This window comes from Microcoleus sp. F10-B2, assembly GCF_036704965.1.
In the GTDB taxonomy this organism is placed as follows: domain Bacteria; phylum Cyanobacteriota; class Cyanobacteriia; order Cyanobacteriales; family Microcoleaceae; genus Microcoleus.
This window is the reverse complement of the sequence record NZ_JAUBTB010000001.1, coordinates 22,066-34,597: the sequence shown is the minus strand read 5'-3', so window position 1 is coordinate 34,597 and position 12,532 is coordinate 22,066. Positions and strand designations below refer to the sequence as shown.

Genomic DNA, 12,532 nt, shown 5'->3' with positions numbered 1-12,532 from the left:
ACTACAAACCTTCGGACTTCGGACTTCGGACTTCCATCCGTTACATCCGTTACATCCGTTACATCCGTTGCAGAACTTCCTTTTTCCTTCGGCTTATGATTGACAGAGAATGGTGGACACAACAGTGGTTAGATTTAATCAATACCTACCGCTTCAAAAAGCGCTTAGAACGTGGCTGGCAATACGCGCGCGAGGGTAAAGTTCTCAGCATAAAATTTCCGGATCGAGAAGTAATTGCCATCGTTCAAGGCACCGATCCAAAACCCTATCAAGTTTCTTTAGGACTCGACACATTGAGCGATGAAGATTGGGATTATGTGATTGAAAATATGTCGCAAAGAGCAGTTTTTTCAGCTAAATTACTAGCAGGAGAAATGCCGCACAATATTGAGGATGTATTTGCGGCCGCCGGCAAAACGCTATTTCCGTTAAGCTTGTCAGATATTCGATCGCGCTGTACCTGTCCTGACCCCAAAAACCCTTGCAAACACATCAGTGCAGTATACTACTTATTGGGCGATCGCTTCAGCGAAGACCCCTTCGTACTCTTTCAATTGCGAGGCAGAACAAAAGAGCAAATCTTGACAGCACTCCGTCAAAGACGAGGTACGCAAGGAGACGAAAATTCACAACTCAACTCCGGGGAAAATTCCCCCGCTGCGAATTCTAAATTGCCGAAGGTCGATCGCTTTTGGGAATACAATCAGCAGCTAGAACCATCTCTAGTAGTAATTGTACCCCCACCGAGCAGCGAAACAGTATTAGATATCTTAGGCCCAATTCCCCTTACCACTGACGGAAAAGGAACCGCTAGCAAACCATCGCCCGCATCTGAGGCGCTAAAACAGCATTTTGCCAAAATTTATCAGGCAGTTAGCCAGCAAGCAGTTTTAGCAGCACTAAAACGGGGCGAAGGAGATTAACTTTTTTTGTTGGGCTATAGCCCTTGGGGCTACAATTTCTAATTGCGTTTAGCAGTAGAAGGCGGGTTTGTGAAGCGCAACCAAGTTGCCAAAGTGGCTACGGCGAAGATTGAAGCAAAGCTAAAAGTTAAGAAAGTCTCAAATGCTGACATAAGGCTGTTCCAATTTGGTGAACGAAGGAATCTTGCTATTAATTTTTATATCAGCATCGATCGAGCTTTTCAACCGATCGCGCACAAAGTTTTTAATGCTTAAAGCTTTGTAACATTCCATCAAACAACATTACAATCATTTCAGATTATTGATAACTCCGATTAATTCCTGGGGGCGTTCGATCAAAAAATCGGGATTGTGTGCCGCCAAAGCTGACCGAGAATTAAAACCCCAACCGACAGCAATTACTTTAATTTTAGTTTTTTTAGCTGCTTCTATATCTCTAATCTCATCTCCGACATAAACGACTTGTTCGGGATTAATTTTTTGTTTATTTAACCACCGATTAATTACTTTATGTTTTCCAAAAGTTGTTCCTGAATAAATAAAATCAAAGGTATCTTCCAACCCATTTTTTTCAAGCGAATCCCAAACATTCTCTCTAGAATTAGAGGTAATAATACCCAGTTGAAAACCGCTGTTTTTTAACTCTAACAAAACTTCTTTAATCCCGCAAAATAAATGAATATTTGGAATTTCCCTCCGCAACTCTGCTTTCAGCTTCCTAATTAGCAGCGGGAATTTGAAGATGGAAATTCCCGAATACATCAGAATTTGCCAAGAATTTAAATTGCTAAGTTGAGCCAGTTCCTCTTTTGTTGCCGACTTAAAGCCCAATTCAACTGACAAACGGTTGGTTATGCTCAGAAGAATATCGATCGTATCTGCTAACGTACCGTCAAAATCAAAAATAATTACTTTGGTCATTGGACAATAGCAAATAAGGAACTGTGAATCATACCATTTTAGATTTTAGATTTTAGATTTTAGATTTTTGGTAACAAGTTAAGCTAAGAAAGCATTTGTCAATCAGCAATTATGCTCAACATTTACTCGGATTTTGGGCCCAAAACTGAGATTTGGACGATGGTGCGATCGTGCCGAGGGTGATATTTATACCTACTCCCTCTCAAATCGTAAATTTTCCACTCCTAAAACAGCAGTTTTTTTTAGTAATATTACTGATTGACAAATGCAATTAAGTCTTAAATTGTCACCAATGATTTTAGATAGGAATGATTTACTCCATAATGTATGGGTTTTCGGTGCGCCCACAAGCACCCTACGGCTATTATGTATAGGGTAAGGTGCTGATGAGCGCACCCGAAGGGCGAACATCTCAACTTTTAATGATTAATTTGATTTGCATCAGCATTTCGCCGCAGCATTTCGGGTTTAATGCGCCGCAACGCCGAAGCTGTAAATCGGCGGTTCCACTCTTCGTCGGAGATGTCGGCTAATTCTGCAAGTGTCGGCGCTATATTTTCAGGATAAGGCTCAAACTCTGCAACATCAGTTGGTTTCGCAAATCGCTGATTCCAAGGACAAACATCCTGACAAATATCGCAACCTGCTACCCAACCTTGTAAATTAGATGCAATTTCGTCGGGCAATTTTTCGGCTCGATTCTCGATCGTGTGATAAGCTATACACCGATCGGCATTCACCACAAAAGGCTCAGTAATTGCCCCCGTCGGACACGCCTCAATGCAGCGAGTGCAAGTACCGCAATGTTCCGTATGGGCCGCATCCGGCGCTAACTCCAAATTAGTCAAGATTTCGCCCAAAAACACCCAAGAACCGTAATCCCGCGAAATTACGTTACCATTTTTGGCAATCCACCCAATCCCCGCCCGCTGCGCCCACACCTTATCCTGAATGGGGCCAGTATCAGCATAATACCGCGCTTCAATTCCCTCGCCTTGCGATCGCAGCCAATTTGCCAAAACCTTCAGTTTTTTGTGCAGAATTTTGTGGTAATCTAGTCCCCAGCCGTAGCGGGAGACTTTAGCATATTCAGAACCGCCCGGGCGTTGGTGAGGCGTGTAGTAATTGATGGCGACACATATTAAGGACCTGACCTCTGGCATTGAAGCGCGAATATCCTGCCGCTTCGGGTTAGCCATCCATGCCATATCCGCCTGATAACCTTTATCCAACCATGCCTGCAACCTTTGTGCATCCTTGTCAAGACCCTCGTCTACCAGGGCTATCCCGACTTTGTGAAATCCCAACTCCAGGCCTTTTTGCTTCACCAAAATGCTGCTAATTGGCGCTTTCATTTGACACCAGGCAAATATTTGCCTTTTGTATTGACACTTTTGATTTTATATGATACGCAAAGCGATTTTAAAGATCGGCTTCGTGAATCAACTAATTCGGCGCACCGTCTAGTGACGCCGATCGCAATTGACCCAGCCTTTGATTATAGTTTTGTAACTAAGCTATATGTAATTTATATTTGCAAAAGTTAACAAAACGTTACATGATTTTAATCAAGGCAGCTTGAGAGTCCCTAACTCAAGTACCTCACTAAAACCACAAATCTCACAAAATAAACATGGCAGTTAGTATTCAATCAGCTCAATCTATTTTTTCCAACACCGAGGTGGCGAGCGTTGTTCCGGCTACCACGGAAGCGTTCTACAAACTCAGCGTTGAAGACCAACTGGCACTGCTCTGGTATGCCTACACAGAAATGGGTGTTTCCATCACCGCCGCCGCCCCAGGAGTAGCCAGCATGACGCTTGTCGAAGGCGTCCTCAACGACATTAAGCAGATGTCGCCGGCTGAGCAAAGCAAAACCATGTTTGACCTAGCCAGCAACGCCGACACCCCGATCGGGCGGATTTACACTTCCTTGCGCGTCAACACCAAACTCGGTTTCTGGTACGAGTTGGGACAGTTGATGAAACAGGGCATTGTCGCTCCGATCCCCGCAGGCTATCAACTGTCTCCCGAAGCCACCACAGTTCTAGAAACCATCAAGAAACTAGATCCGGGCCAGCAAATTACCGTACTTCGCAACACCGTAGTTCACATGGGCTACGACCCCGATTTCAGCCAAGAGTACGGCAAACGCTCGGCCCCCCGCAGCACTCCCACCGCTCTGGAAGAGCGGGTGAAAACCAAAATTGAGGGTATCAGCGAGCAGACTGTCCTCAACTACATCGACTACATGAACGCTTTCGACTTCACCCCCGCCGTCGGTTTATTTGCTGAAGAAGGTGCCTTGCAACCGCCTTTCCAAAAGCCGATCGTCGGTCGCGAAGCTATCCTCAACTATATGCGGGAAGAGTGCATCGGACTGAAAATGATGCCCGAGCGAGGCGTATCGGAACCCGCAGAAGATGGCTACCGCCAAGTGAAAGTCACCGGCAAAGTCGAAACTCCCTGGTTCGGCGCGAATGTGGGCATGAACATCGCGTGGCGGTTTTTGCTAGATCCCCAAGGTCAAATTTTCTTTGTGGCGATCGACTTGTTGGCATCTCCTAAAGAATTGCTCAATTTGATGCGCAAATAGGATATTCTGGTTCGGTCAGTCAAATAGACTCTACAAAAACCCAGATGCCAGCAGGTGTCTGGGTTTATATCATTTTAGATTTTAGATTTTAGATTTTAGATTTTAGATTTTAGATTCAAGAATTGAAGGATTGGAAATGACTGATGGCATCAGGGTTTGCAGCGGGAGCATCTCATATTTGTAAAAACACTTCTTCTGGCTCCTTCCTTCTTCCTCTTTCCTCCTGCCTCGCAGCCTCGGGCCTCGGGCCTTAAAACTCCAATTTCTAGCTTAACTGCTTTCATTGAGATGCTCCCGTTTGCAGCTTGCTGACACTTGCATTTTTTGAAAGTAGTATTGATTTTTGTCGGATCGCTCCCAAAGCTGCGCTCGACGCTCTCCGGTTCCTCCTTTTTTCGGAGAATTATTTTCCGGGCTCTAGTTATATCTTTTGATGGATTTGCTGCGACAAAGAGAATGATTACATTAGACTCATTCATCTGAACTAACTTCTTTTATGACCGCAACAACTCGACCTATTTTAACTAGATCTACAGATATTGCCGGCATCACAAACCCAGCGGTACAGCGATATTTTGAAACTTTAAACGCAGGCGATTTTGCAGCGACTGCTAATTTGTTTGCTGATGACGGGGTTCTGCACGCGCCGTTTGAGGAGCCAATTATCGGTAAAAGCTCGATCGCCACTTATCTAAAAACAGAAGCGCGAGGAATGCAGATCCAACCCCAGCAAGGTGTCAGCAAAGTTTTAGAAGATGGCCAAGTTGAAGTTCAGGTTAGCGGCCGGGTGCAAACATCCGTATTTGGTATTAATGTCGGATGGCGGTTCGTGTTCAATTCTCACCAACAAATCCTTTCTGTCACCGTCAAGCTGTTAGCTTCTCCCCAAGAATTGCTAAATCTGCGGTCGCATAAGAAATTTGATGTTTGAGAAGCTGTTTCACATTTTAATTGTCTATTTTGGTTTGATGTGTCGATCGCGCGTAATCGCTAAAGCCATCATTATTTTGGCGCAACTCCGGCAGAAACCTGGTTTTTTACCCAAATCTCTGGTAAAGCATCGCTAACGGTATAAAAACCCGGTTTCTGCGGTATTTTGGCGCAACTCCGGCAGAAACCTGGTTTTTATCCAAATCTCTGGTGAAGCGTCGCTAACGGTATAAAAACCCGGTTTCTGCGGTATTTTGGCGATGGGACTGTACCCCTACAATCATCTTACAGTCTCAAGCGAGAGGGACGATACTGCACGAAAAGTGGCTGTCACCGCACCGTGCGACAGACAGCCAAAGCGAGTCAAAAAGTGCATTGTCAATGACTAATGACTAATGACTAATTAAGATTTTTCCGGCAAACTAGCTTCTAACTTCAGACAGTTGCGACCGTCTATTTGCAAAGTGTAGTCCACCCGATCCATAAGTCTGCTCATAATCAGCCAGCCGTAGCCGCTTTCCTGTTTAGCTTCCGGCCTCGGGGGATTGTAAGTATCCATTTCGTAACCTTTACCGTAATCCCAAATTTCTAAACCAATATCCCTATTTTTTAAATTCAAGCGAATTAACACGGGCAAATTGGGTTGATCTTTGTGAGCATGGCGGATCACGTTAGAATAGGCTTCTGCTAACACCAAGCGCAAACGATTCGACTGACGAGGCCAATCGACGTGCTCTCCTAGCTCTACTTCCAAACTGCTCAGCAACCAATTTTCAACAATTGTTAAAAACCGCAAGTCGCTTGGCACATGAAGCTCAGTATTCATAAAAAAATCCCGTAAGTTTGAAAACCCCTGTGTCTTCACACCAGGTATAAAACACGACGCACCGAATTGATTCGGCCTCAATACTTGTCGCTACTCGGGGGATAGCAGCATTTTGTGTTTAAACATCAGGCAATTGTGATTCGGTAGAAGGCAGAAGTTAAGAGTATATTTGAAAACTTTAGTTATGGGTTTAAATCCCATTAACAATCGATAATTATACTGATACTGCAAGCAGCGAAGTATAAAAAATCTTTGTTTCAATCCCTGGCTTTTAAGCGTTGGTTATTTCTGACAAATGCCTTCTACTTTAACCCTTTACAGGTGTTTAATCCCCCAGGAAAGCGATTCAGGAAACTAGCAGCGCGATGGCGCGCTAGGTTTTTTTACTGTTGTTTTTGACTGTTGACGATAACGCAGTCCTTTGCGGGACTCTGCGGGCTGTTAACAAGCAGGGCTTGAGTTTTTTGACTCTCGCCCCCGACTATCAGTCGGGAGTTGCTGACAGATTCAGAGAACCTCCAGAGAGAGTATGGTTTGGTCGTCTTCCTGAACAGGATTGTCAGCTCGGATGCGAGCCAACAAATTGTCCAAGTTGAAGGAACCAGGCTCTTGAATCAAGAGTTGCCAAAGCCCTTCTTGTTGTAGCATAGAACGGGTGGGTTCACCTCCTGCGACCGCTTCAGTAGTCACGCTAGCTTCAGTAATCCCGTCACTCGTCAGCAGAAATACATCTCCTGACTTTAATTGGATCGTACCTGCTTTGCCCCTCCAAACTGGCAGTATCCCCAAGGGAATACCGCGAGCTTTCAGGAAATTCGGCTCGGCTGGCGTTTTACCGCTAGCGGCTTGAGCTTTCACCTCCGAGTGAGACCAAACGATCGGGTAAATGTGACCGGCATTAGCAAATGCCAGGTGTCCGGTTGACGGAGTGTAACGAGCTACAACCATTGTAATAAAATGGTTGTTGCCGATCAGGTCGTCAGACATACTGCTATTCATGTTGTGCATAACTCGATCGGGCTCTGGAGAAACTTCTTGGGAAAGTTCCCGCCGCATCACCGAAATCGCGCTGGCCATAAATAGAGCAGCCGGAACTCCCTTACCGGAAACATCTCCCACCGCGATCCAAATATCCCCTTGGGAGTGGACGTAGACTTCAAAAAAGTCGCCGCCAACTTCCCGCGCGGGATAGCAGCAAGCTTGCACTCTGACAGTTTCAAAATCCGGCCAACTTTGGCGCAACAAGTTTGTTTGGATTTGGCGGGCCACTTCCAACTCGGTTTGCATCTGCTTGGCTAAATCCAGAGTGCGCTGGTATAGCTTAGCTTGAGACAGGGCCAGAGCAGCTTGAGCTGCTACACCTTCTATTAACTCTATATCTTCTGCCGACCAAGGGTTCGTGCCCCCAATCTGGCACAGTGCGAGTACCGCCAGCAATTCTTGCTGGTATGTCAGGGGCACGGCAATCTCAACCGAGTTACCGTCCCCGCGACTGTTTGGGTTGACTTGAGTTTGGCGGCTGGCTACGGCTTGAACCAGCAAATTTTCATCAAAAGAAAAGCTGCTGGCTTCAGAGGTTTGGGCTTGGTAGGGGAAGGTACTCGGCAATAGCCGATCGGCCTCTACCGGCCGCAGCATACAATAGTTGGCCTCAAAAGTTTGACCTACGGTTTGAACAATAGTTTGTACCATACTAGAGTAATCTAGCGACCCGCGAATCACGCTCATGACCTCATTGAACAGAGATTCCTTGCGCAAAGCGCGACGCAGTGCAACGCTGCGCTGCTTGTAGTATTTGTAAGTTTCTGAGGCTTGATTGATCACCAATTTGAGTTCTTCTGGATTCCACGGTTTGGTGATGTATTTGAAAACTTGACCTGAGTTGATGGCCTCAACCAAATCTTCAACATCGGTGTATCCCGTTAGCAGAATCCGAATCGTATCGGGAAATCGCTCGACTGTTTTCCCCAAAAACTCGGTGCCATTCATTTCTGGCATCCGCTGGTCAGATATAATCACCGCCATCTCGCCCTGTTCGTCTAGAACTTCCAGGGCGCTGAGGGCGCTATCTGCTTTGTAAACCTGAAAGTCGCGTCGAAACGTCCGGTACAATAAATCCAAGTTGTCGGGTTCGTCATCGACTACCATCAGTTTCAGCTTGCTTCCATCTCCCCGACTCATCTTTCTTCCCCCTTGAAAACCCCCACCATAGCTGTAATCAGCAAGGTGGCGGGAGGAAAAGGGGGGCTGGATATATGCAACATATCAGTTACGTCAAGTTGAGTTAAAGAAACCCGTTTTACCTCAAGGTGAGCATTCCTTTCGCACCATCTGTTCGCACAACAGATGAGAGGCTTTTGATACTGTAACCCGCCTCGGTAGGCCGCTTCAATAGGGAAAATTCCAGAGTCAGCTTTCGTGCTTTGATAGGAGCAACGACCGTGTGAGCAGTCGGTATTTTTCTAAACACACCAGCCTCGAAAATGACTAATTAATGCTCTGATTGCAGAGTTTTTAACTAGCTGCGCACTCTCGTGTGATTTTTAACACTTACTACTAACTCCTGTATTGCTACCTGAGTGTGGTCAAAACCGGCTCTATTTCAAGCCCCACTGTACCCGGAGGGTTAGCGGTGGGTTGTTGGCGCTATTCCCTAGATCTTTGCCGAATCGTACTTGATTGCTGCATGCAAGTCCCCCTAATCTCTGAACTTTTTGCAGCAAGCATATGACTACTGCCGAATCAAGTTATTCTTTCTGCCAGTCTGAGCTTAGCAGAACGAGAGCGGGGATTTCTAGCGACTTCTTCGGATTGCGGCCCGATCGGCTTTTTTGTAAGTACCTGCAAACTGGGTGTTCCTCTGAGTTGGTGCTTGACTGGTCGGTCTTCCAGACTGTGAAATGTAATGATTCCGATTCTCCCACCTGGTTTTAACCACCTTGGCGCAAGGTGGAGGAAAGTTTCTAAAGAAGCGAGTTCGGAGTTGACAGCTATCCTTAAAGCTTGGAAAGTACGGGTGGCTGGATGAATTCTGCCGTTGCGCTGCTTGGGGGGGAAGCAGGAGGCGATCGCCCCTGCAAGTTCTGTTGTCGTTTGAAAAGGACGCCCTTGCACAATCCGCCTCGCGATGCGCCGCGACAGTCGCTCCTCGCCGTACTTGTAAATAATATCTGCTAGTTTAACTTCTTCCCAGTGATTGATAATCTCTTCTGCCGTCAAAGATTGCTGCTGGTTCATACGCATATCTAGTTGAGCTGGGTGGCGAAAACTAAATCCTCGTTCCGGTGTATCGAACTGAGCAGAGCTGACGCCCAAGTCTGCTATGATACCATCAAATTCTGCCTCTGCGGACTGATATTCAGCAAAGTTGCCGTGCCAAAACTCAACGGGCGAGTTGGCAAATCGGGTTTGGCAAAAACCGATGGCTTGTTCGTCGCGGTCGATCGCCACCACTGTAACATCAGGCGCTGCCGCTAAAATCAAACTCGTGTGTCCGCCGCCCCCAAGGGTCGCGTCCAAATAGCGGCCGCCTGCACGCACACCCAAACCGGCAATTAACTCTTGACCCAAAACTGGAACGTGATAGGTGTCAATACTGACATCTAATCCAGGGGTATCCTTCTCACAGAGCTCGATATCCTTCATAATCTATAAAGCGAAACAAAAATCAACAATAGCTAGTAATCATTAATTCATTTAATTATGTCAAGAATTGAGACTAGAACCGAACCGATGGTGCTCAACATGGGGCCGCACCACCCTTCCATGCACGGGGTACTCCGGTTAATTGTCACCTTGGACGGCGAAGACATAGTTGACTGCGAGCCTGTTTTGGGCTATCTGCACCGGGGGATGGAAAAAATTGCCGAAAACCGCACCAACGTGATGTACGTGCCCTACGTGAGCCGCTGGGACTACGCTGCGGGGATGTTTAACGAAGCGGTGACAGTGAATGCACCGGAAAAGTTGGCAAATATTGCTGTCCCCAAACGGGCTAGTTATATTCGGGTAATTATGCTGGAGTTGAACCGGATTGCTAACCACTTGATGTGGGTAGGGCCGTTTTTGGCGGATGTAGGCGCGCAAACTCCTTTCTTCTATACTATGCGCGATCGCGAACCAATTCTCGACTTGTGGGAAGCAGCGACCGGTTATCGAATGGTGAATAATAACTATTTCCGCATCGGCGGAGTTGCCGCAGATTTGCCCTACGGTTGGGTAGATAAGTGCCAAGATTTCTGCGATTACTTCCTTCCCAAAATTGACGAGTACGAACGTTTAATTACCAACAATCCAATCTTCCGCCGCCGGATTGAAGGGCTGGGTACTATTTCTCGCGAAGAAGCGATTAACTGGGGACTTTCCGGCCCCATGTTGCGCGGTTCCGGCGTGAAGTGGGATTTGCGGAAAGTTGACCATTACGAATGTTATGACGACTTCGACTGGGAAGTTTGTACCGAAGCTGCTGGCGATTGTTTGGCCCGGTATTTAGTGCGGATTCGGGAGATGCGCGAGTCGGTTAAGATTATCTATCAAGCCTTGAAAGGACTCCCCGGCGGCCCTTACGAGAATTTGGAAGCGAAGCGCTTAGAAAGCGGGCCAAAATCTGAGTGGAACGGTTTTGAGTATCAGTTTATTGGCAAAAAAGTAGCGCCGACCTTTAAGATTCCCAAGGGCGAACATTATGTCCGCGTTGAAAGCGGCAAGGGTGAGTTGGGGATTTATATTATCGGGGATGATAGTACGTTTCCTTGGCGCTGGAAGATTCGGGCTGCGGATTTTAATAATTTGCAGATTTTGCCTCACATTGTTCGCGGCGTGAAGATTGCAGATTTGGTGGCAATTTTGGGGAGTATCGACATTATTATGGGCTCGGTTGACAGGTAGGTTTTGTCGGTTTTTATCTAAGAAATTAACCCGGTTTTTTTATGGAACCGGGTTGATTTTTTTGAACCCCAGATCAACGCGGATAGATATCGATTAATTTTGCTGTTAAAGTAGCTAAAATATACCTGATTTCTCTCTTCTCTCTTCCTCTGTGCCCTCTGCGCCCTCTGCGGTTAATAAAAAAAATCTCTCCTTCACAAATGAAATAACATCAACTTTGATTCGATAAATTATGACATTCCAGAAATCAGATATCAATGACAGCAACCCGGAACTGTGCAATTTAATCTGCGAAAGAATTGCCGCCAGTCCCCAGCAGCGTATTACTTTTGCTGAATATATGGATTTGGCACTATATCATCCGCAGCAGGGTTACTATAATAGCGATCGCCAGTCGATCGGCAAACAAGGCGATTTTATCACGTCGCCTCATTGGGGTGCTGATTTTGCGGAGGTTTTGGCGGATCAGTTTGTGGAAATGTGGCAAATTCTCGGCAAACCTCATCCTTTTACTGTCGTAGAAATGGGCGCTGGGCGGGGAAATTTTGCCGAAAATGTACTGCAATATCTGCAACGGCAACATCCCGACTTATTTAAAACTTTAACATACATAATTGTTGAAATTTCGCCAAGACTTCAAGCGGAACAACGCCAAAAGTTAGGTGATATCAAGTGCGTTAAGTGGTGCTATTGGGATGAGATAGTTAATAATTCAATAATCGGTTGTTTCTTTTCTAATGAGTTAGTGGATGCTTTGCCCGTGCATCAATTCATTCTAGAAGAAGGGCAAGTTAGGGAGATTTACGTTGCCTGCGAAACCCCAAAAAATGAACAAAAAAAAATAAATTTTGTTGAAGTAATTGGCGAAGTTTCCACGCCTAAAATTGCCGAACATTTTGATTTTGTGGGCATCGATTTGTCGGCGAGTGTTTACGGGGATGGTTATCGCAGTGAGGTGAATTTGGCGGCTTTGGACTGGATGAGTACAGTTGCTCAAAAGTTGCAGCGGGGATATTTGTTAACTATTGATTACGGTTATCCGGCGCACCGCTATTACAATCCGAGGCGCAGGGAGGGGACGCTACAGTGTTATTATCTGCACCGATATCACAATAATCCTTATATTAATGTGGGGCGGCAGGATTTAACGGCTCATGTTAATTTTACGGCGCTGGAAAGGCAGGGTGAATTGTGCGGTTTGGATGTGGTAGGGTTTACTCAGCAGGCTTTGTTTTTGATGGCGTTGGGTTTGGGCGATCGTATTGCTTCTCTGTCTACAAATGATGCGGAAGTATTGGATGTGGCAACGTTTTTGCGGCGCCGGGAGGCTTTGCATCAATTAATCGATCCGATGGGTTTGGGGGGTTTTGGGGTTTTGGTGCAGTCGAAGGGGTTGACGGAGGAGGAAAAGGGGAGAATTCTGAAGGGTTTGATGGTGCCTGATTAGTG

Annotated in this window: 12 protein-coding genes; 6 read left to right on the top strand and 6 right to left on the bottom strand. The window is 46.2% G+C overall.

Going from position 1 to position 12,532, the window contains the following annotated elements; genetic code table 11:
* Positions 1-95: 95 nt before the first annotated feature.
* Together QUA99_RS00205 and QUA99_RS00200 are read left to right on the top strand one after the other, a co-directional pair.
* Positions 96-923 (top strand): SWIM zinc finger family protein, encoded by an 828-nt coding sequence (locus QUA99_RS00205; RefSeq protein WP_333234412.1) that lies wholly within the window; start codon positions 96-98, stop codon positions 921-923.
* Between the two features lie 42 nt (positions 924-965).
* Positions 966-1,178, top strand: coding sequence for a hypothetical protein (locus QUA99_RS00200; RefSeq protein WP_333234411.1), 213 nt, complete (start codon positions 966-968; stop codon positions 1,176-1,178).
* 33 nt (positions 1,179-1,211) lie between these two features.
* Here QUA99_RS00200 and QUA99_RS00195 read toward each other — a convergent pair whose 3' ends face one another.
* Together QUA99_RS00195 and queG are read right to left on the bottom strand one after the other, a co-directional pair.
* Entirely contained in the window at positions 1,212-1,844 is a 633-nt protein-coding gene (locus tag QUA99_RS00195) for an HAD-IA family hydrolase (RefSeq protein ID WP_333234410.1), read from the bottom strand.
* Between the two features lie 419 nt (positions 1,845-2,263).
* Positions 2,264-3,199 (bottom strand): tRNA epoxyqueuosine(34) reductase QueG, encoded by a 936-nt coding sequence (queG, locus tag QUA99_RS00190; RefSeq protein ID WP_333234409.1) that lies wholly within the window; start codon positions 3,197-3,199, stop codon positions 2,264-2,266.
* A gap of 278 nt (positions 3,200-3,477) precedes the next feature.
* Here queG and QUA99_RS00185 point away from each other — a divergent pair, with 278 nt between their 5' ends.
* The gene (locus QUA99_RS00185) at positions 3,478-4,440 is read left to right on the top strand and encodes an orange carotenoid protein N-terminal domain-containing protein (protein ID WP_333234408.1); all 963 of its coding nucleotides are present in this window, start codon (positions 3,478-3,480) and stop codon (positions 4,438-4,440) included.
* Positions 4,441-4,589: 149 nt separating this feature from the next.
* Here QUA99_RS00185 and QUA99_RS00180 read toward each other — a convergent pair whose 3' ends face one another.
* Positions 4,590-4,919 (bottom strand): hypothetical protein, encoded by a 330-nt coding sequence (locus QUA99_RS00180; RefSeq protein ID WP_333234407.1) that lies wholly within the window; start codon positions 4,917-4,919, stop codon positions 4,590-4,592.
* Between the two features lie 17 nt (positions 4,920-4,936).
* On the opposite strand from QUA99_RS00180, the gene QUA99_RS00175 reads away from it, so the two are divergent.
* Positions 4,937-5,371 (top strand): nuclear transport factor 2 family protein, encoded by a 435-nt coding sequence (locus tag QUA99_RS00175; RefSeq protein ID WP_333234406.1) that lies wholly within the window; start codon positions 4,937-4,939, stop codon positions 5,369-5,371.
* A gap of 402 nt (positions 5,372-5,773) precedes the next feature.
* Here the strand turns inward: QUA99_RS00175 and QUA99_RS00170 are convergent, their stop codons facing one another.
* The 3 genes from QUA99_RS00170 to rsmH all read right to left on the bottom strand — a co-directional run bounded on the left by QUA99_RS00170 (position 5,774) and on the right by rsmH (position 9,841).
* On the bottom strand, positions 5,774-6,196 hold the full coding sequence (locus QUA99_RS00170) for an ATP-binding protein (RefSeq protein ID WP_006633914.1): 423 nt from the start codon (positions 6,194-6,196) through the stop codon (positions 5,774-5,776).
* A gap of 507 nt (positions 6,197-6,703) precedes the next feature.
* Complete coding sequence (locus tag QUA99_RS00165) at positions 6,704-8,377, bottom strand: SpoIIE family protein phosphatase (protein WP_333234405.1); 1,674 nt, start codon at positions 8,375-8,377, stop codon at positions 6,704-6,706.
* A 561-nt stretch (positions 8,378-8,938) separates the two neighbouring features.
* The gene (rsmH, locus tag QUA99_RS00160; protein ID WP_333234404.1) at positions 8,939-9,841 is read right to left on the bottom strand and encodes a 16S rRNA (cytosine(1402)-N(4))-methyltransferase RsmH; all 903 of its coding nucleotides are present in this window, start codon (positions 9,839-9,841) and stop codon (positions 8,939-8,941) included.
* 57 nt (positions 9,842-9,898) lie between these two features.
* On the opposite strand from rsmH, the gene QUA99_RS00155 reads away from it, so the two are divergent.
* Both QUA99_RS00155 and QUA99_RS00150 read left to right on the top strand, forming a co-directional pair.
* Positions 9,899-11,083 (top strand): NAD(P)H-quinone oxidoreductase subunit H, encoded by a 1,185-nt coding sequence (locus QUA99_RS00155; protein ID WP_333234403.1) that lies wholly within the window; start codon positions 9,899-9,901, stop codon positions 11,081-11,083.
* Positions 11,084-11,315: 232 nt separating this feature from the next.
* The gene (locus tag QUA99_RS00150; RefSeq protein WP_333234402.1) at positions 11,316-12,530 is read left to right on the top strand and encodes a class I SAM-dependent methyltransferase; all 1,215 of its coding nucleotides are present in this window, start codon (positions 11,316-11,318) and stop codon (positions 12,528-12,530) included.
* Positions 12,531-12,532 lie beyond the last annotated feature (2 nt).